Source organism: Phytopseudomonas argentinensis (assembly GCF_900113905.1).
In the GTDB taxonomy this organism is placed as follows: Bacteria; Pseudomonadota; Gammaproteobacteria; order Pseudomonadales; family Pseudomonadaceae; genus Aquipseudomonas; species Aquipseudomonas argentinensis.
In genome coordinates, this window is the sequence record NZ_FORC01000002.1 from 1,149,943 (window position 1) to 1,169,683 (window position 19,741).

The window sequence follows — 19,741 nt, forward strand, 5'->3', positions numbered from 1 at the left end:
CTACACTCGGGCTGTCTTCCATTGGCCAGCAGGGCAGGTTGGGTATGAGCAATCGCATGATGATCACGGGCGCCGGATCCGGTTTGGGGCGCGAGCTCGCGCTGCGCTGGGCGCGCGAGGGCTGGCGCCTGGCGCTGTCGGACGTCAACGACGCCGGGCTGGCCGAGACCCTGCGCCTGGTGCGCGAGGCGGGCGGCGACGGCTTCACCCTGCGCTGCGACGTGCGTGACTACAGCCAGCTGACTGCCCTGGCGCAGGCCTGCGAAGAGAAGTTCGGCGGCATCGATATCATCATCAACAACGCTGGCGTGGCCTCGGGCGGCTTCTTCGCCGAATTGTCGCTCGAGGACTGGGACTGGCAGCTGTCGATCAACCTGATGGGCGTAGTCAAGGGCTGCAAGGCCTTCCTGCCGCTGCTCGAGAGCAGCCACGGGCGCATCATCAATATCGCCTCCATGGCGGCGCTGATGCAGGGCCCGGGCATGAGCAACTACAACGTCGCCAAGGCCGGTGTGGTGGCCCTGTCGGAAAGCCTGCTGGCCGAGCTCAAGCCGCTGCAGGTCGGCGTACATGTGGTGTGCCCGTCGTTCTTCCAGACCAACCTGCTCGATTCCTTCCGCGGCCCGACGCCCGCCATGAAGGCCCAGGTCGGCAAGTTGCTGGAGAGCTCGCCGATCAACGCCGAGTTCATCGCCGACTATATCTTCCAGGCGGTGGCCGCCGGCGAGTTCATGATCCTGCCCCACGAGCAGGGCCGCCAGGCCTGGGCACTGAAGCAGAAGAACCCGCAACTGCTGTATGACGAGATGACCCTCATGTGCGAGAAGATGCGCGCCAAGGCCGCCGGGCAGCGCGAAGCGAAGACGCCTTGAACCTGCTTATGAGCTTTGCATTCTGGGGAGCTTGTATCCTGTGAATCGACTGGAATAAGGCAGAAGCGGTCAGTGAGCATGTAGGAGGGGCTTTAGCCCCGAGCTTATTAGGCGCAAAGAACTCGCGGCTAAAGCCGCTCCTACGAGTTACGCAAACGACCGCTCCCGCCACGCTGCAGTCATTACAGATGGAATTGAACAGCTTCTCAGGCCATTGCATAGGACGAGCACGCGCTCATGCTTGCCCTAATCGACACGCACGAGTAGGGTTGCCGCCTCGGCTAAACCTGGCCACCTGATCAGGAACTCGTGTGAAACCCGTCTCCCGCGCTTTACTGTTGCTGGCCCTGGTCGCCGCCGCAGTGAACCTGCGACCCGGCATTACCTCGCTGGCGCCGCTTATCGAACGTATCGCTCAAGAACTGTCCCTGAGCCGTGGCTTTATCAGCCTGACCACGGCGCTGCCGGTATTGTGCATGGGCCTGCTGGCGCCACTGGCACCCCGGCTGGCGGTCAGGTTTGGCCTGGAGCGCACCATTACCCTGTGCCTTGGCGCGATCGCCTTGGCGCTGGCCCTGCGCCTGGTCGGTCATTCGAGCGCGGTACTGGTCGGCAGCGCGGTGCTGCTGGGTGCGGCTATCGCCATCGCCGGCCCATTGCTATCGGGTTTCATCAAGCGCCATTTTGTCGGCCGCATGGGCCAGGTGCTGGCCTGGTACTCGCTGAGCATGGCCATTGGTGGCGCCATCGGCGTGGTACTGACCATGCCGGTCGCCCAGCTGTTCGACAACGACTGGAGTTATGGCCTGGCCATCTGGGCAGTGCCGGCGGTATTGGCCGTGGTGATCTGGTGCTTTCTGCCCAAGCAGCACGCCGAGCCGCTGAGCCAGGAAGATGCATCTGCCGGTTTGCCCTGGCGCGAGGGGCGGGCCTGGCTGATCAGTGCCTATTTCGCCTTGCAGGCGGGCCTGTTCTACGCCGTGGCGACCTGGACGGTGGCGCGCTACCAGGAGGCGGGGCTGTCGGCCATGCACAGCAATACGCTGTTCAGCCTGGCCATGTTGATGGGGTTGCCGAGCTCCTTCGTGCTGCCGATGCTGGTGCAGCGCATGAACCGCTACCTGCTGATGGTCGCCTGCGGCAGCCTGACTCTGGTCAGCCTGAGCATGATCACCTTCGTGCCCACCTTCATTCCCGAGTTCTGGGCGCTGACCCTGGGCTTCGGCATGAGCGGCTCCTTCGCCTTGTCGCTACTGTTGCCCATCTACGAGGCGGGCTCGCCGCTGGCGGTCAGCCGCTGGACAGCGATGATGCTCGGCTCGGGCTATAGCCTGGCGTGCCTGAGCCCGGTGCTCAGTGGCCTGGCACGGGATATGTCAGGGACCTACCAGGTGCCGTTTCTGGTACTGACCTGCATGGCGGTGGTGATGGTGCTGCTGGCCTGGTCGATGCGCAAGGGCCCGCGCCGCCCCTCGGCGTGATTGGCCTTGCAGCCCCGGTAGAACACGGCGAAAGCGGGGAGCATCGGTCCATGATTGAATGATCCCCATCACTGTCCTGACTGAACGCTCCGCCCATAGCATTCCCCTGTATCGCGCGCTGTGATAGAAGGCTGCCAGTTTTTTGTGGAGTGCCCCCGTGGAATCGGAATCCATCGTCTACGGCAACATTCGCGACTGGCCGTCGGACAGCCCGGCGGAGAGTCGCCTTCGGCGCCTGCTCAACAGGCAGGTGCTAGACGCCTTGCCTAGCGGCGACGCCTGGCCATTTCTAGGCCGCGAGATGTTCTCCTGCTGCCAGCAACCCGGCAGTGGCTTGTACCAGACCCAGGTGATTCACTTCGGTGCCAGTTACCAGACCATCGAGTACGAATGGAAGCTGTGGGTGGCCGAATTCGAGGCGCTGCTCAAGCGCCTCTACTGGGCCAGTGCCGTGGTGCACCTGGAGACCGAGCTGAACGGTACCCATACCTTTCGCTGGGAAGCCGAATCGGAGAGCGGCCTGCACAGCCCGCAAGACGGCGCGCTGCGTGTGCGTTGTGCCTGGGAGCGGGAAGGGGGATTGCGTGGATAACGCGCTGCGGGCCGCGGCTCCTACACGCTCGCGGGCGACCCACGCGCTGCGTAGGGCGGACCGGGACGCCGGCCGCTCGTAGCGAAGCGAACAGTCCGCCTTTCGGAGGCGGCGACTCACCTGCACAAGCATGCTGCCAGCCTCACGGCGTACCGCCCTCGGCGAGTACGCCCATGGTAAGTACAAATGACCCGCAATCAATGACAAACCACGGCAACTAGTCCTCATCCTCCACCAGCCACTCCTTGGGCACGTCACGCTTGAGCGCCAGTTGGCACTGCCCGCTTTCCGGGTCAAACACGATCACTGCCTCGCCTTTGTCCAGCGCACGACGCACGCGGGTAACGCGGGTGTCCAGTGGGGTCTCGTCGCCATTGTCGGTGCCGTCGCGGGTGACGAAATCCTCGATCAGGCGGGTGAGGGTATCTGCCTCGAGCAGATTGGCGGGGATCAGCACGGTTTTCTCCTGCGGCGCTGGTGGCCTTTGACCATCGGATGCATTGATTTGCTTGGACGGCGCCTGCCGACATTTGATCACCTTTCGTGCCGGGCCACGCCGCGCTGCTGAGCCGGCCGCCAAGCTTGCCAACAATGCTGCACAGTCAACGACTTACATTCATACGCCCGAATGGGCTGCAATCGCTTCAAGGCCTGAGGCACATTTTCGAAGCTGGTGGTTTTTTAGACTGTTCAAAAGCTGATCAGCGTGCTACAACCTTTCCATCGAGTGACATAGCCGCTTGAAAACGAAGGGAAAAGTATGACCAAGTCGGAGTTGATCGAAAGAATCGTCACCCACCAAGGGCAGCTTTCAAACAAAGATGTCGAGCTGGCCATCAAGACCATGCTGGAACAGATGTCCCAGGCGCTGGCGACCGGTGATCGCATCGAGATCCGTGGCTTCGGCAGCTTTTCTCTCCATTATCGCGCCCCGCGTGTCGGTCGTAACCCCAAGACCGGGCAATCGGTACGCCTGGATGGCAAGTTCGTTCCGCACTTCAAGCCTGGCAAGGAACTGCGTGATCGAGTGAACGAAGAGGACGAATAAGTCCGGCGTCCTGGCAGAACGCGTCACCCGCATCCATGCTGCCACCTGCTTCTCTCCGGTTTCTGCATTCCCATATTTGCCTGCAACGGGCGACGTCATCGATTAATGTCCTACCTTTAACGGATAGCCCTTGTACTTCCGGGGCAGCGTTTAGCTTCCGGCCATTGGCTGCGCGCCGTACAGCCTGCGATACAGGATATGTCGCAGCACTTTCATCCAGCCGCTGCCTATCGCATCATTGCGCGCGCGAAAATTCATCTGCCAGACGTTAAGGGATTAACCGATGGAGTACCCGCATATCACTCATCATGGCGCCCAGAATGGGGTAACCGGTTCCTGCCACCAGCTGCATATCACGCAGCACAGCAGTGTCCTTGTCGACTGCGGCCTTTTCCAGGGCGCCGATACCTCGCCGCTTGGCGCGCGGGCCGACCACCAGCGTATTGAATTCCCCCTGGATGGCATTCACGCGCTGATCGTTACCCATGTGCATGCCGACCATGTGGGGCGCATTCCCTATCTGCTGGCCGCTGGTTTCAAGGGGCCAATTCTTTGCAGTGAGCCCTCGGCCAAACTGCTGCCCATCGTGCTGGAGGATGCGTTCAAACTCACCTTCAGCCGTGACCAGAAACAGGTCGAGCGCTACCTCAAGCAGGTGCAGGAGCGAATCATCGCGCTGCCCTACGATCACTGGTTCACCCTGCACGATGATGAAGGCCTGCATGCCAAGGTGCGGCTGCAACGCGCCGCCCATATGCTCGGCTCCGCCTATGTGGAAATCGATGTGCAGTACCGCCCAGGCGAAGCCAGCACGCGTATCGTATTCTCCGGCGACCTCGGTGCCCCCGGCGCGCCGATCCTCAAGCCCTGCGTACTACCACGCCGCGCCGACATCCTGGTGCTGGAAAGCACCTACGGCGACCGCCTGCACGAAGACCGCAGCACCCGCCGCCAGCGCCTGGAACAGGTCATCGAACATGCCCTGGCCAACAACGGCACCGTGCTGATACCCGCGTTCAGCGTCGGCCGCACCCAGGAACTGCTCTACGAACTGGAAGACATCATCCACAGCAAGAAGCTGGGCACCACCGCCGCTCCAGACGCTACTGTGGGAGCGGGCCACGCCCGCGAAAATCCTGAAGCCACACCAAATGATCAAATCGAAGTCGACTGGCCCCACCTACCCATCATCCTCGACTCACCCCTGGCCAGCCGCTTCACCCAGGCTTACCGCGAACTCAAAGACCACTGGAACGAAGAAGCCCAGGCCCGTGTGCAGTCCGGCAGAAGGCCGCTGGCGTTCGAGCAACTGATCACCGTCGACAGCCACGCCGACCACCAGAAGATTCTCAATCACCTGGTCAGCAGTGCGCGGCCCGCCATCGTAATCGCCGGCAACGGCATGTGTTCCAGCGGCCGCATCGTCAATTACCTCAAGGCCATGCTCGGCGATCCTCGGCACGACGTGCTGTTCGTCGGCTTTCAGGCCAGAGGCACGCCCGGCCATGCTATCCAGAGCTTCGGGCCGCGCAACGGCTACGTGGAGTTCGATGGCCAGCGCTACGAGATCCGTGCAGGCGTGCACAGCATCGGCGGGTATTCGGCCCATGCCGATCAAGCAGGGTTGGTCGAGTTCGTGACGGCGATGGAGCAGTGGCCGGGGGAGATTCGGTTGGTGCATGGGGAGGAGGGGGCTAAGGCAGAACTGTCCGAAAAGCTGGAGGATAGGTACAGAGCGAGAAAGCTGCTGATCAAAATCAAAGGAGCAAAAGCCTCCCTGTCTGATGAATCAGCGGGAGAGTTACCTGGATAGCTCAGCTTAGGGAGAATTGGCTCATAAAAAATGGTTAAATACGCGCCTTTCAGGCAGGGCTGCCATCGAGCTTGATGGTAATCCTGGCTCAAGTACGTGGGCTTCGGCCTAAGAATTTTATGCACGCTTTGAAACAGGATGATCAAGCCCATGTCGCAACCCCCTAACCTCCACAAGCAAAGCGACGAGATCGATTTGATCGAACTCTTTCGAACGTTGTGGATGAAAAAGCGGCTGATTATCTTTGTCACCTTGGCGGTAACGCTTGCCGCAGCCGCTTATGCTTTTCTGACGCCGCCAGTGTATCGGGCGCAAGCCAGCATAATGCCTCCTACACTGAGCGATATCGCGGGTTTCAACTTGGCTCGAAACAAAGATATTGGCTTGGAGCCTTTTAAAATCGACGATGTTTATCGCGTATTCACCCGCAACCTGCAGTCGGATCAGAGCAAACGCCGTTTTTATAGCGAGGTCTACTTGCCTTCGCTCACCGATGATCAGAAAAAAGCTTCCCGCGATACGCTTTATAAAAAATTCCTTGAGCGTGTGGCAATTGCCGGGCCTACCAATTCTCAGCCAGATCGTTTCGTTCTTAATATAGAGGGTAGTGATCCAATCGAGGCTGCCCAGTGGGCTGAGCTTTATATAAAAAATGTAGAGCAGCAATCCATTAAGGAAATGCTCAGCAACGCCCAAAGTGAGATAGACGTTCGAGGCCGTAACCTTATGCAGCAGATCGAAACTCTTCGCTATTCTGCAAAAGTCCGTCGAGAAGATAGGATGATGCAGTTAAAAGAGGCTCTCAAAGTTGCGCAAACTATCGGGCTGCAGAATCCCCCTATGATCGCTGGTCAAATGAACGACCAACTATCAGCGATTATGGAAGGTAACTTGACATATATGCGTGGAGCCAAGGCTCTGAAAGCAGAGATTGATGCACTCGCTCAACGTGCGTCTGATGATCCCTTTGTCCCAGAACTTAGGAATTTGCAGGAGCAGCACGCATTATACGCATCTCTTCGTATTCAGCCGGAACGGGTGGCCGTTTACCGTCTTGATGGCACGTTTGAGACGCCCGATGAGCCAATTAAGCCTAAAAAATCGTTAATTCTCATACTGGGGATAGTGCTAGGTTTGGTGCTGGGTAGTTTTGCAGCGCTTATACAAGTTATATCGAATAACTCCCGTTCATCTGGAAAAACGGCAGGGAATACGGTATGAGCATTTTAGTAACTGGTAGCGCTGGCTTTATCGGCAGTAATTTTGTGCTTGATTGGTTGGCGCAAAGCGATGAGCCTGTAATCGGCCTTGATAAGCTGACCTATGCAGGTAATTTGCAAAATTTGGCTTCCTTAGAAGGCGACTCGAGGCACGTCTTCATTAAAGGAGACATTGCTGATAACACGTTGGTGGCTGGCTTGCTAGAAAAGCATCGTCCGCGAGCGATCATTAATTTCGCAGCCGAGTCTCATGTCGATCGCTCGATTCTCGGTCCTGAAGACTTTGTCCAAACCAACGTTTTGGGCACCTTTCGCCTTCTCGAAGCTGCGCGCAGTTATTACCAGGGACTCACCGCAAGAGCTTCGAGCCAGTTTCGCTTCTTACATGTCTCAACCGATGAGGTATATGGCAGTCTCCAAGCGAACGATCCGGCATTTAGCGAAACCAATCGCTATGAGCCTAACAGTCCTTATTCTGCTACAAAAGCCGCTTCGGATCATTTAGTTCGCGCTTACCTGCATACTTATGGTCTGCCAGTGCTGACAACAAACTGCTCTAATAACTATGGACCTTACCATTTTCCGGAGAAGCTGATTCCATTGGTAATCCATAACGCACTCGCAGGTAAGACGCTGCCGATTTATGGTAATGGCCAGCAGATTCGTGACTGGTTGTATGTGTCGGATCATTGCAGTGCTATTCGGCGTGTATTAGAGGCAGGTCAAATAGGTGAGACCTACAACGTAGGCGGCTGGAACGAGAAGACCAATCTGGAAGTAGTCGAGATCCTGTGTGGCATCTTAGATGAAGAGCAGCCACGTGAAGACGGCCTAAGTTACGTCGAGCAGATTACGTATGTCAAAGATCGCCCCGGTCATGATCGTCGTTACGCTATTGATGCAAGTAAGCTGGAGCGGGAGTTAGGTTGGAGGCCGTCGGAGACTTTCGAAACGGGTATTCTCAAGACGGTGCATTGGTATCTTCAAAATGGTGATTGGGTGCGCAATATCACCAGCGGTAGTTACCGCGACTGGCTTACTCTGCAGTACACGTAAATAATTGGTAGACAGCTACTCATGCTCCCAAGGTAAATACGAATGAAAGGACAGTATCAGTGAAGGGCATCATTCTCGCCGGCGGCTCGGGCACAAGACTTTACCCCATTACACAGGGCGTATCTAAGCAGTTACTGCCTATTTATGACAAGCCGATGATCTACTATCCGCTTTCTGTACTGATGCTGGCAGGCATACGCGAAATCCTCATTATTACGACTGAGGAAGATCAAGCTGCGTTCCAGCGGCTACTAAAAGATGGTAGCCAATTCGGCATCAATTTAAGTTATGCCATTCAGCCCAGTCCTGACGGTCTTGCCCAAGCATTCCTGATCGGCGAGAGCTTTATCGGTGATGACTGTGTTTGTTTGGTGCTTGGGGATAATATTTACTATGGGCAGGGCTTTACGCCCAAGTTGCATGAAGCTGTGCGCCGAGCAGAGAAAGGCGAAGGGGCTACTGTCTTTGGTTATAAAGTGCGCGATCCAGAACGTTTTGGTGTCGTTGAGTTCGATGAAAACAAACGTGCTGTTTCTATTGAGGAGAAACCTGCCAGTCCGAGATCTGATTACGCCGTGACTGGCCTGTATTTTTATGATAGTCAGGTTATCGAAATCGCAAAAGATGTAAAACCTTCAGCCCGCGGTGAACTGGAAATTACTTGCGTAAATAATGCATATTTGGAGCGTGGCGAGCTAAGCGTGGAGGTTCTGGGGCGTGGATTTGCCTGGCTGGATACTGGCACGCACCAGAGTCTGCTGGAGGCGGCACACTTTGTAGAAACCCTTGAGCAGCGACAAGGCTACAAGGTCGCCTGCTTGGAAGAGATTGCGTATAACAATGGCTGGCTTTCTGTTGCGCAGGTTCGAGATGTGGGACGCACAATGAGTAAAAATAGTTACGGTGAATATTTGTTGCTACTTGCTGGAGAGCGAGTATGAGCATCATTAAGCTTATTGAATTTCCCACCCTTGGTGATGAGCGTGGCTCTCTGATCGTAGTGGAGGGCAATAAAAATATTCCTTTTGAAGTAAAGCGGGTTTATTACATCTTTGGGACTAAAAGTGGTGTGTCGCGCGGGTTTCATGCACACAAAGAACTTGAGCAGATAGCCGTGTGTGTGTCTGGGCAATGCAGAATGATTATGGATGACGGTAAGAACAAGGAGGAAATTTGGCTGGACAGGCCAAATAAAGCCATTCAAATCGGAAAAATGGTTTGGCATGAAATGCATGACTTCAGCTCCGATTGTGTTTTATTGGTTCTTGCTAGCGATCATTATGATGAGTCAGATTATATTAGGGTATACGAAAATTTCTTGGAGTGCGTAGCTTGATCGTCATAGCTGGGAAGAATGAAATAGCTATACATGGGCTCAAATTAGCCTTGCAATCTTTCCCAGTCAGCGATGTGTTAGCTGTTGTCAATTCGACGGATGCAGGACATGACGGTTGGCAGCCATCGTTCTTGAAGTTCGCAAAAGAAGCAGGCGTTGCAATAAAAACTATTAAAGAAATTTATGATTGCGAGCTAAGCGTTTTTCTTTCTTTAGAATTCGATAAAATTGTCCGTGTAGATAGGCTCCGCACGGATAAGGTCTTTAATATACACTTTTCTCTGCTTCCTAAGTATAAAGGTATGTATACATCGGTATGGCCTGTTCTTTTCAATGAAAAAGAATCAGGCGTGACCTTGCATGCTATAGACTCAGGTATTGATACAGGAGCGATTTACGCACAAAAAAGATTTGTTTTAGATGCTGAGGATCGTGCTCAAGATTGCTATCGTAAGTATATATCTGCTTCTAAAGAGCTACTGTCCGAAAATTTCGATTTTATCATAAATGGCTTTCCGGCTGAGCCGAAGCTACAAGCTGCGGAAGGGGCTACATATTTCTCAAAGTCAACGATTGACTTTCGTGAGTTGGCAATTGATTTTAAAAAGTGTGCGTGGGAAGTTAAACGACAAATTCATGCATTTGGTTTTAGGCCTTATCAATTTTTAAGTTTCCATGGTAAGCCTGTCGTCAATGCATCAATATTGACAACTCGTTCTGGTGCTAAACCAGGTGAGGCTGTAGGCGAGGCGTGTTTCAGTGGCGTAACAGTTTCGACAATTGATTATGATATTCGGCTTTTTTTTGATGGTTTAGACGATTTTTTAGCCGCCATTCCGAATATCAATGTTTCGGAATTGCCTTATAGACTTCAAGGTATCGCAGGTGTGAACGATCGTAATGAGAAAGGTTGGTCGCCAATTATTGTTGCGGCCTACCATGGGCGTTTGGATATCATGAGGTATTTATTGCAGATAGGGGCGGATGTCAATGATACCAATTACAAGGGGACGACCGTTTTAATGTACGCAAAGGATTATGCGTTAAAGAGTCGAGACGCCAGTATTATAGATTTTCTGATCGCATCTGGAGCAGATCAAGCGCGTCGCGATTATCAAGGTAAAAGTATTTTCGAATATATCAGTTGTTTAGACGCTAAATTTTTAGGATTAACAAAGTGACCAAAGTTCCCTTTCTTGACCTCAAGTCTATTAATGCCCAATACCGTGCAGAGCTAGTTGAGGCTTGTGCGCGTGTAATCGATTCTGGGTGGTATATTTCTGGTGGTGAACTTGAACAATTTGAACAGGATTTTGCTACCTACTGCGGATCCAAGTGTTGCATCGGAGTAGCTAATGGCTTAGATGCTCTGGTATTGGTTTTGCGTGCCTGGCTTGAACTCGGAAAACTAAGCCCAGGTGACGAGGTAATCGTACCCGCGAACACCTATATAGCCAGTATTCTAGCGATCAGTGCAAATGGTTTGACTCCTATCCTAGTCGAACCTGATGAGAAAAGTTACAACCTTTGCCCACTCAAGGTCGAGCAAGCTATAACAGGCAGAACGCGAGCTATTCTGCCAGTTCATCTTTACGGCCAAATCTCCGATATGCCGGCCATTCTTGCCATCGCCGATGCGCACGGTTTATTAGTGCTGGAGGATTGTGCGCAGGCACATGGAGCCAGTATCGATGGTAGAAAAGCGGGTAATTGGGGGCATGCTTCCGGATTCAGTTTTTATCCTGGTAAGAATCTAGGAGCATTGGGTGACGCCGGTGCGATTACAACTAACGATGACGAGCTTGCTGATACTCTAAAAGCCCTCCGTAATTATGGTTCGCATGAAAAGTACAAAAATCTTTTCAAGGGGATGAATAGCCGCCTAGATGAAATGCAAGCAGCGATGCTTGGCGTAAAACTGAAACATTTAGATCGCGAAACGCAGCAGCGTCGCAGCATTGCAGCACTCTATGATCAAAGTATTGTCAATTCTAATATCACATTGCCTTATGGTGCGGTGGCCGGTGCGATTGAAAACGAAGCGCATGTTTATCATCTATATGTGATTCGGACTCAGAAAAGAGATGCATTACAAAAACATTTACACGAATGCGGTGTTCAGTCACTTATACACTACCCCATTCCTCCTCATAAGCAACAAGCATATTCCGAGTTGAGTGGGGAGCGCTATCCGCTCACTGAGGCCATTCATCGTGAGGTTTTAAGCTTGCCGATGAGTCCGGTCCTAAATGAAACGGATGTCAACAGAGTCATCGCAGCGTGTAATTCTTTTAGGCCCTAGAGATGTTTTTCAGATCGTTCTTTTTAAGTGCTATCAGTGTCGCATTTAAAATGTTGGCATTGTTAGGGATTAATAAAGTTCTCGCTGTGTATGGCGGGCCGGCAGGCTTGGCGCTAGTAGGAAACTTTCAAAATCTTATGCAGATAGCGACTGCGTTCGCAAGTGGTGCTGTCACGAATGGAGTAACCAAGTACACATCTGAAAATTTGAACGACCCAGGGAGGCTAAAGTATGTTTGGTGTACTGGTGTTTCTCTGGTCATGGTAGTAGCAATCCCGAACGCGCTGATAGCTTTGGCGTTAGCTATCTGGTCTCCCGTCTTGCTATCTGCGGGTGTGGTGAAGCCTTTAATATATATAATTTTCGCTGCATCGATTATTTTATTTTCATTTAATGCGTTACTACTTGCCATTCTCAATGGCCTGGGCGATGTTAAACGTTATGTAGTCGCTAACGTCCTAGGTAGCATTCTTTCGCTATTGCTTACGTGGCTCCTAGCTTCTTTCTATGGCTTGCAAGGCGCTTTGATGGCATTGGCCTCTTATCAGGGAGTTGCGCTGGCAGGTACGCTTTTGATCTGTAAGCGGCAGACGTGGTTCAAATTTGGCAATTTTCTGGGCTTGGGGCAGTTATCAATATTGTCAGGTTTTTTGAGACTCGCTCTAATCTCGCTTGTATCGGCGTTCTGTGTTCCCGTGGCTCATATTTTTATACGGGAAATAATAAATTCGCAGTTAGGAATAGATGCTGCGGGGATTTGGGATGCGACGTGGCGATTAAGTGCGGCCTTTTTGCTTTTTATAACCAGTGCACTAGTGGTCTATGTGTTGCCAAAATTCTCTTCTGTTACTGATGACGGCATGTTGTGGAAGGAGTTCTTGGGCATTTCTAAAAAAGCGCTTATGCTTGCAGCTAGCATTGCTGTCTTTGTATATCTGGCCAGAGGGTTAATAGTGCCTCTGCTGTTTACAACGGATTTTGCACCAGTTACTGACCTGCTTTTTTGGCAGCTAGTAGGTGATGTTCTTAAGGTTTTTGGCTGGTTGTTGAGCTATGCTGCAATTAGTAGGCTTTATTATGGGGTTTGTATTTTTTCGGAAATTTTTTACAACGCTTTATTTGTGTTTTTTGTTCATGTGCTCGTTTCTAGATTTGGTCTGAATGGTGCCGTTTATGCGCACTGTATTTCCTATATTTTTTATACTGGTCTAATGTATTTATTAGTCAGGCGGCGATTGTTGAAGGGGCAAGGCAGTGAGCGTTGAGTATCCATTGGTTTCCGTGTTGGTGCCGGTATACAAGCAGCAGGATTTGATCTCAGAAACTGTCGAGTCAATTTTAGCTCAGAATTACCCTTCGATAGAAATTCTTATTTCGGATGATGCGTCTCCCGACTCTTCGGCAAATGTAATAAATGGGCTGGCTGCGCGTTATCCGACAGTGAGGTCCTTTGCCCAAGAAAAGAATTTAGGTATTACCGCGAACTATAATTTCTTAGCTAGTAAGGCGATAGGAAAATATATCGCTATATTTTCAGGCGATGATCTCATGATGCCTGGAAAAATTGCAGCTCAAGTAGATGCACTTGAGCAAAATCCTGACTCTAGCTTTTGCCATCATGCTGTTTATGATATGGCTCCTTCCGGTAAAATTCGTGGAATAATTGATCATTTCTATGAGGATGGAGTAACTACAATAAAGGATGTGTTGAATAATCTTGGTATACCAGGATCTATGACTATTCTTTATCGCGCTAGCTCAAGCCCTCAACCACCCTTTGAGCCATCAATTCCAACAGCTAGCGACTGGTTGAATATGATAGACCTATGTGCTCGCGGTAGAGGCATCTATTTGGATACGCCCTTCGTCTGCTACAGGCGGGACGACAGTTATAATGGCAAGGATCCAACCCGTTACGAGGGTGATTTCATTAAGACACTGGAGTTGGCTCTGCATCGCTATGCATACAGTCATCCGGAAATAGGGGCCGCTTGCGATTTTGCGTTGGCGCGGTTTTATTTAGGTGCAGGGTATCGGCGGCTATATCTTGGTCATGTCAAGATTGCCAGAGAGTATTTCCTGCTTGCTGCTACGCAAAAAAGCTTAAAGCCAAAGGCCATGGCATTGTGGTTGATTAGTTATTTTCCTGTAAGGCCATCACTTTTGTTGAGGATGAAAAAAATTTATAAAAAGATGGTAAGTGCTGCATGATTACATCAGGCATCGCGCGTCATAGGCCGATATTGGAGGGTGTTTGGTCCAATAGCATGCTGGCGGCAAAAGCTTGTCTGGTGCTTGCTGTAGGTTTTTACTGTTTACATGTGCTGAGAAATATTAATCCTGTTTTTGCTGTATTGGGGCCGCTCTTTTCAGTGTTTGGTTGTTTTCTAGTAGGCCGCCGATCGGGTTACGACGGCTCTGGTATATTGGTACTGTCTTTTTTTGCTTTGTCGTCGTGTCTTCCAATTATCTACTCTTATTTTTGGTTTCCAGACGAGCAATATGCGCAAGCAATTTTTCGCTACTACTATATGGTGCCTGTTTTTTTGTTTTTCTTAACCGCGTTGCGTTCTGAAGAGCTGCTTTTGCTACTGTTTCGTGTTTACGTGGTATTTATCTGTCTAGGAGCGCTTTCACTTGTCTTTCAGGTGATGCATGGGCCGATATCTTGGTTTTCTGAAGCCTCATCCCGAGATGGCTTGGTTCGATATTCTTCGCTAGTTGGAAGTTTGACCGCCTATGGGGTGTACTCAGTTTTTGCATTGCCTATGTTGGTGTTTTTTTCATCTAAATTCGTACGTGCGATTGTATTTCTTCTAATAGCTGTGGGTATGTTGTTGAGCTTGCAAAAAGCAGCAGTTGTTAATTTGTTGGTGTTTTTTATAATTTATTTTTTTTACGGTTCGGTCAGGGTGAAGCTTATGTTGCTGGCTGCAGCTGTCATGCTAATAATTTCTGTTGTAATTTCTTATTTCCTAAATGTTCCCTATCTGGTTTCGGTGGTCGATAATATATTCAGGTTAAATGAGAATGCCGTAGTTACAGATTATACTGTCATGGAAAGTATCTTGCAGAGGGTTTGGCTTCTGCCTTCTGTATTATACGAATCCTACGGTCCAGAAGGTATGCTTTGGGGGGTGGGGTTAGTTGGGGCATCCGGTACGCTGGGTTTCGAGAATTATCCCATGTCCCATAACGGCATCTTTGATTTGCTCTTTGTTGGGGGGGTCTTTAATTGCATGGTTTTTATTGCCTGTGCTTGCTGGATGTGGGTTCGCATTAGGCAATACACGAAGCTTTATAATTCGGTAATCGGTACTGCAATGCAGTGTATGCTGCTGCTGTTTTTGATTAACTTCCTGTTTGCTGGGGTGCTGTACCTTCAACCTTATGGCGCGATAGTTTTCTACGCTTTATTTGCATTCTGTTGTGGAGTGTGGGGGCCTGCATATCAGGCCACTGAATGAAATTTGAGGGATACTATGTTTGATGATAAAACGCTACTGATTACCGGTGGCACTGGTTCTTTTGGTAACGCAGTGCTCAAAGGTTTTTTGCAGTCTAGTATTCGTGAAATTCGGATATTCAGCCGCGACGAAAAAAAACAGGATGACATGCGTAAGCTTTACGCCAGTCCCAAACTGAAGTTCTACATCGGAGATGTACGCGACTACCAGAGCATCCTGAATGCGACCCGTGGTGTCGATTACATTTTTCATGCGGCTGCACTCAAGCAAGTTCCGTCTTGCGAGTTTCACCCCATGGAAGCTGTCAAGACCAACGTGCTGGGCACCGAGAACCTGCTGGAAGCCGCCATCCAGAATGGCGTCAAGCGCGTAGTCTGCCTAAGTACCGATAAGGCCGTTTACCCGATCAACGCCATGGGTATTTCCAAGGCAATGATGGAAAAGGTCATGGTGGCCAAGTCGCGCAATCTCGACGACACCGGCACTGTCATCTGCGGTACCCGCTATGGCAACGTCATGGCGTCTCGCGGTTCGGTGATTCCGCTGTTCGTCGATCAGATTCGAGCTGGTAAGCCGCTGTCGATCACCGACCCTAACATGACCCGCTTCATGATGACCCTGGCCGATGCGGTCGACCTAGTGTTGTATGCATTCGAGCATGGTCGCAATGGCGACCTGTTCGTGCAGAAGGCGCCTGCAGCAACCGTCGAAGTGCTCGCGCAAGCGCTGACCTCCTTGCTAGGCAAGCCTGACCATCCCATCCAGGTGATCGGTACCCGCCATGGTGAGAAGCTTTACGAGGCGCTGCTGAGCCGCGAGGAAATGGCCTGCGCCGAAGACCGTGGCGAGTACTACCGCGTACCGCCGGATCTGCGCGACTTGAATTACAGCAAGTTCGTTGAGCAGGGTGAAGAGCGTATCTCCCATACCGAAGATTATAATTCGCATAACACCGAACGCCTTGACGTACAGGGCATGCAGGAGCTGTTGCTCAAGTTGAATTTCATGCGTGCCATTCAGCGTGGCGAAGACGCAGCGCCCGAGGAATGAGCATGAAGGTATTGATCACCGGGGCTAACGGTTTCGTTGGCAAAAACCTGATCGTGCATCTTAACGAGCGTCAGGATGTCGAAATTCTTACATTCGGTCGTTCTGACGAGTTGAAGGTGCTTGGCGAGCGTGTGGCTCAAGCTGACTTTATCTTCCATCTGGCGGGTGTAAATCGCCCTCAGGATCCTGCGGAGTTCGGTCAGGGCAATACGGAGCTCACCGTTGAGTTGTGCAAGGCGATTGAAACCAGTGCTCGGCAGATTCCGGTCGTGTATACCTCGTCGAGCCAGGCCACCCTGGATAACCCCTATGGTGCCAGCAAGCGTGGCGCCGAGGAGGCCTTGCAACGGCTCGCCCAGCAGCACGGTAGCCCGGTGCATGTGCTGCGTTTACCGAATGTATTCGGCAAATGGGCCAGGCCGAATTACAACTCGGCGGTAGCCACCTTCTGCCACAACATCGCTCGCGATTTGCCCATCCAGATCAACGATCCGGCCGCCGTCATCACCCTGGTGTATATCGATGACGTGATCGCCCACTTCCTGGCCCTGATGGCGGGCGAGGAGGCAAGGGCTGACGTGCAGCCGCAGTACCGGGTGAGTGTCGGCGAGATAGCCGACCGCCTACGCAGCTTCAAGGAAAGCCGCAATACCCTGGTCACGGATCGAGTGGGTGGCGGCTTCGTGCGCGCCCTGTACTCGACCTACTTGAGCTACCTGCCGCCCGAGCACTTCACCTACAAAGTGCCGAAGTATGGTGACCCGCGTGGGGTGTTCGTCGAGATGCTGAAGACCCCCGACTGCGGGCAGTTCTCCTTCTTTACCGCGCACCCGGGCATTACCCGTGGCGGCCATTACCACCACACCAAGACCGAGAAATTTCTGGTCATCAAGGGCCGTGCGCGCTTTGGGTTTCGCCATATGACCACGGGTGAGTTCCATGAAGTCGTCACCGAAGGTGATAGCCCGCAAATTGTCGAAACCGTGCCCGGCTGGACACATGACATCACCAACATTGGCGACGATGAAATGATCGTGATGCTCTGGGCCAACGAGATCTTCGACCGAGCGCACCCTGATACCTACGCCTGCCAGGTGAAACCATGAAAAAACTGAAAGTTGCCACGGTCGTTGGCACCCGCCCGGAAATCATTCGTCTGGCGCGCGTGATGGCCAAGCTGGACGAGCATTGCGATCACGTATTGATCCATACCGGGCAGAACTACGATTACGAGCTCAACGAGATCTTTTTCGACGATCTGGGCATTCGTCGCCCTGATCATTTTCTCAATGCCGCGGGGGCCACGGGCGCCGAGACGATCGGCAACGTGATCATCGCCGTCGACAAGGTGTTGGCTGAAGTCCAGCCGGATGCGTTGCTGGTGCTGGGCGATACCAATAGTTGCATGGCGGTGATTCCGGCCAAGCGCCGCAAGATCCCCACCTTCCATATGGAAGCAGGTAACCGCTGTTTCGACATGCGCGTGCCGGAAGAGATCAACCGTCGGATCGTCGATCACACGGCGGACATCAACCTGACCTACAGCACCATCGCCCGCGACTATCTGCTTCGCGAAGGGCTATCGCCGGATATGGTGATCAAGACTGGCAGCCCGATGTTCGAGGTATTGACCTACTACCGTGAAGGCATTGATGCCTCCGATGTGCTTCAGCGCCTTGGACTGGAGGAGGGCAAGTTCTTCGTGGTCAGTGCGCACCGTGAAGAGAACATCGATTCCGAGAAAAACTTCCGCAAGCTGGCCGAGACCTTGAACCAGGTCGCCGCGCACTACGACATGCCGGTAATCGTGTCCACCCACCCGCGTACTCAAAAGCGTGTGGATGCACTGGGCGTGACCTTTCACCCCAATGTGCGATTGCTCAAGCCGCTGGGCTTCAAGGACTACAACAAGCTGCAAGCCTGCGCCAAGGCGGTGTTGTCCGACAGCGGCACCATTTCGGAAGAGTCTTCAATTCTGAATTTTCCGGCGCTGAACATCCGGGAGGCCCATGAGCGTCCGGAGGGCATGGAAGAAGCTGCCGTGATGATGGTAGGCCTTGAAGTCGAGCGGGTGATGCAGGCACTGCAAGTACTCGAATCCCAAGGCCGTGGCGATGCGCGCAGCCTGCGCCTGGTAGCCGACTACAGCATGCCCAACGTGGCGGACAAGGTCGTACGCATCGTGCACAGCTATCGCGATTACGTGATGCGCACCGTATGGAAGCGGAACGACTGACGCCCATGCGAGAGGGAAAACTGAAGATATTGATCGTCAGCCAGTATTTCTGGCCCGAGAACATGCGCGTCAATGACATGGCCGAAGAGCTGGTGCGCCGGGGGCACGAGGTCACCGTGCTGACGGCCTTACCAAATTACCCCGAAGGCCAGGTGTTCGACGGCTATCGCAAGGCGCCGGAGCAGTTCGCCAACTATCAGGGTGCTGAGGTGGTGCGGGTGCCCTTTATCCCCCGCGGCAAGCGCAGCCTGACGCTCGTTCTCAATTATCTGTCGTTCGTGGTGAGTGGTTCGTTGCTGGGTAGCTGGAAGCTGCGCGGCAAAGAGTTCGACGGCATATTCGTCTATGCCGTCTCGCCGATCATGTCGGCCATTCCGGCCCTGTTGATCGGCAGGCTGAAAAAGGCCCCGGTCAGCGTCTGGGTTCTGGACTTGTGGCCGGAAACCCTGCGTGCCGTCGGGGTCGTTCATGATGACCGCGCCTTGGCGCTGGTCGGCAGGATGGTGTCGTGGATATACAATCGTACCGACTACCTGCTGCTTCAATCCCGCGCCTTCCTAGACAGCGTGCGCTCCTATTGCACTCGGCCTATCGAAGACGAGCGGCTGGTGTACTTTCCCAGCTGGGCCGAAGACGGGTTTAACGAACTGCCTGAAGGGGGCTCGCCCTTACTGGCCCGTGCGCCGGATGAGTTCACCATCCTGTTCGCCGGTAATCTGGGTGAGGCGCAGGATTTCCCGGCGATTCTCGACGTAGCCGAAGCCCTGCGAAATACCGTGAAGGTTCGTTGGGTACTAGTTGGCGACGGCCGCATGAGCGAGTGGCTGCAGCGCGAGGTCACGCAACGTAACCTCGACAATGTGCTCTTGCTGGGTCGTCATCCGCTGGAAGCCATGCCGGGGCTATTCGCCACGGCCGATGCCTTGCTGGTTTCCTTGAAAACCAATGAGGTGTTCGCCAAGACCATTCCCGGCAAGGTTCAGGCTTATCTTGCCTCGGGCAAGCCTGTGCTCGGGATGATCGGGGGCGAGGCGGCACGTGTCATCGAAGAGTCGGGAGCAGGGCTTGCCTGTGCCTCGGGCGATCAGCAGGGGCTGTCCCGGATCGTGCAGCAGATGGCGGCCATGACCCACCCACAGCGTATTGCGATGGGGCAGGCGGGCAAGCGCTATTACGATGATCAGTTCGCCAAGGAAAAGATCTTCTCTAATCTGGAGCGCCTGTTCCGGCAGGGCACACGCAGGGACGGAAAACAGTGATGAAACGAA

The 19,741-nt window shown here is 52.9% G+C and carries 19 protein-coding genes; 18 read left to right on the forward strand and 1 reads right to left on the reverse strand.

Annotated features, from left to right (window positions below; all coding sequences use genetic code 11):
* The first annotated feature begins 44 nt into the window (after nucleotides 1-44).
* The 3 genes from BM154_RS13795 to BM154_RS13805 all read left to right on the forward strand — a co-directional run bounded on the left by BM154_RS13795 (nucleotide 45) and on the right by BM154_RS13805 (nucleotide 2,945).
* Nucleotides 45-872, forward strand: coding sequence for an SDR family oxidoreductase (locus BM154_RS13795; RefSeq protein WP_074884780.1), 828 nt, complete (start codon nucleotides 45-47; stop codon nucleotides 870-872).
* A gap of 311 nt (nucleotides 873-1,183) precedes the next feature.
* Nucleotides 1,184-2,353 (forward strand): MFS transporter, encoded by a 1,170-nt coding sequence (locus BM154_RS13800; RefSeq protein ID WP_074884783.1) that lies wholly within the window; start codon nucleotides 1,184-1,186, stop codon nucleotides 2,351-2,353.
* A 157-nt stretch (nucleotides 2,354-2,510) separates the two neighbouring features.
* Nucleotides 2,511-2,945, forward strand: a complete 435-nt coding sequence (locus tag BM154_RS13805; RefSeq protein ID WP_074884786.1) for a hypothetical protein — start codon at nucleotides 2,511-2,513, stop codon at nucleotides 2,943-2,945.
* Nucleotides 2,946-3,162: 217 nt separating this feature from the next.
* Here BM154_RS13805 and BM154_RS13810 read toward each other — a convergent pair whose 3' ends face one another.
* The gene (locus BM154_RS13810; RefSeq protein ID WP_074884788.1) at nucleotides 3,163-3,402 is read right to left on the reverse strand and encodes a YheU family protein; all 240 of its coding nucleotides are present in this window, start codon (nucleotides 3,400-3,402) and stop codon (nucleotides 3,163-3,165) included.
* 303 nt (nucleotides 3,403-3,705) lie between these two features.
* Here BM154_RS13810 and ihfB point away from each other — a divergent pair, with 303 nt between their 5' ends.
* The 15 genes from ihfB (at nucleotide 3,706) to BM154_RS13885 (ending at nucleotide 19,732) form a co-directional block, all read left to right on the forward strand.
* Complete coding sequence (gene ihfB, locus BM154_RS13815) at nucleotides 3,706-3,993, forward strand: integration host factor subunit beta (protein WP_074884791.1); 288 nt, start codon at nucleotides 3,706-3,708, stop codon at nucleotides 3,991-3,993.
* 283 nt (nucleotides 3,994-4,276) lie between these two features.
* Nucleotides 4,277-5,806: an MBL fold metallo-hydrolase RNA specificity domain-containing protein gene (locus BM154_RS13820; protein WP_074884793.1), complete on the forward strand. Its 1,530-nt coding sequence runs from the start codon at nucleotides 4,277-4,279 to the stop codon at nucleotides 5,804-5,806.
* A gap of 150 nt (nucleotides 5,807-5,956) precedes the next feature.
* Nucleotides 5,957-7,027 carry an LPS O-antigen chain length determinant protein WzzB gene (locus tag BM154_RS13825; RefSeq protein ID WP_074884796.1) on the forward strand — a complete coding sequence of 357 codons (1,071 nt, stop codon included), beginning with the start codon at nucleotides 5,957-5,959 and terminating at the stop codon, nucleotides 7,025-7,027.
* Nucleotides 7,024-8,082 carry a dTDP-glucose 4,6-dehydratase gene (gene rfbB, locus BM154_RS13830; RefSeq protein ID WP_074884799.1) on the forward strand — a complete coding sequence of 353 codons (1,059 nt, stop codon included), beginning with the start codon at nucleotides 7,024-7,026 and terminating at the stop codon, nucleotides 8,080-8,082. The genes BM154_RS13825 and rfbB overlap by 4 nt, the downstream gene beginning before the upstream one ends.
* Before the next feature lie 59 nt (nucleotides 8,083-8,141).
* Nucleotides 8,142-9,023, forward strand: coding sequence for a glucose-1-phosphate thymidylyltransferase RfbA (gene rfbA, locus BM154_RS13835; RefSeq protein WP_074884804.1), 882 nt, complete (start codon nucleotides 8,142-8,144; stop codon nucleotides 9,021-9,023).
* A complete protein-coding gene (locus BM154_RS13840) occupies nucleotides 9,020-9,418 on the forward strand; it encodes a sugar 3,4-ketoisomerase (protein ID WP_074884807.1) in 399 nt (132 codons plus the stop codon). The genes rfbA and BM154_RS13840 overlap by 4 nt, the downstream gene beginning before the upstream one ends.
* On the forward strand, nucleotides 9,415-10,599 hold the full coding sequence (locus BM154_RS13845; RefSeq protein WP_074884810.1) for a formyltransferase family protein: 1,185 nt from the start codon (nucleotides 9,415-9,417) through the stop codon (nucleotides 10,597-10,599). Before BM154_RS13840 ends, BM154_RS13845 begins: the two co-directional genes overlap by 4 nt.
* Nucleotides 10,596-11,720, forward strand: coding sequence for a DegT/DnrJ/EryC1/StrS family aminotransferase (locus BM154_RS13850; RefSeq protein WP_074884814.1), 1,125 nt, complete (start codon nucleotides 10,596-10,598; stop codon nucleotides 11,718-11,720). Before BM154_RS13845 ends, BM154_RS13850 begins: the two co-directional genes overlap by 4 nt.
* A gap of 2 nt (nucleotides 11,721-11,722) precedes the next feature.
* Nucleotides 11,723-12,985, forward strand: coding sequence for an O-antigen translocase (locus tag BM154_RS13855; RefSeq protein ID WP_083414570.1), 1,263 nt, complete (start codon nucleotides 11,723-11,725; stop codon nucleotides 12,983-12,985).
* Nucleotides 12,975-13,931, forward strand: a complete 957-nt coding sequence (locus tag BM154_RS13860; protein WP_083414571.1) for a glycosyltransferase family 2 protein — start codon at nucleotides 12,975-12,977, stop codon at nucleotides 13,929-13,931. Before BM154_RS13855 ends, BM154_RS13860 begins: the two co-directional genes overlap by 11 nt.
* Nucleotides 13,928-15,187 carry a hypothetical protein gene (locus tag BM154_RS23915; RefSeq protein ID WP_139225449.1) on the forward strand — a complete coding sequence of 420 codons (1,260 nt, stop codon included), beginning with the start codon at nucleotides 13,928-13,930 and terminating at the stop codon, nucleotides 15,185-15,187. The genes BM154_RS13860 and BM154_RS23915 overlap by 4 nt, the downstream gene beginning before the upstream one ends.
* Nucleotides 15,188-15,202: 15 nt before the next feature.
* Nucleotides 15,203-16,237 (forward strand): polysaccharide biosynthesis protein, encoded by a 1,035-nt coding sequence (locus tag BM154_RS13870; protein ID WP_074884823.1) that lies wholly within the window; start codon nucleotides 15,203-15,205, stop codon nucleotides 16,235-16,237.
* 2 nt (nucleotides 16,238-16,239) lie between these two features.
* Nucleotides 16,240-17,343 (forward strand): UDP-2-acetamido-2,6-beta-L-arabino-hexul-4-ose reductase, encoded by a 1,104-nt coding sequence (gene wbjC / locus BM154_RS13875; protein WP_074884826.1) that lies wholly within the window; start codon nucleotides 16,240-16,242, stop codon nucleotides 17,341-17,343.
* Complete coding sequence (wecB, locus tag BM154_RS13880; RefSeq protein WP_074884829.1) at nucleotides 17,340-18,473, forward strand: non-hydrolyzing UDP-N-acetylglucosamine 2-epimerase; 1,134 nt, start codon at nucleotides 17,340-17,342, stop codon at nucleotides 18,471-18,473. The genes wbjC and wecB overlap by 4 nt, the downstream gene beginning before the upstream one ends.
* Before the next feature lie 5 nt (nucleotides 18,474-18,478).
* Complete coding sequence (locus BM154_RS13885) at nucleotides 18,479-19,732, forward strand: glycosyltransferase family 4 protein (protein WP_074884832.1); 1,254 nt, start codon at nucleotides 18,479-18,481, stop codon at nucleotides 19,730-19,732.
* Nucleotides 19,733-19,741: the final 9 nt, after the last annotated feature.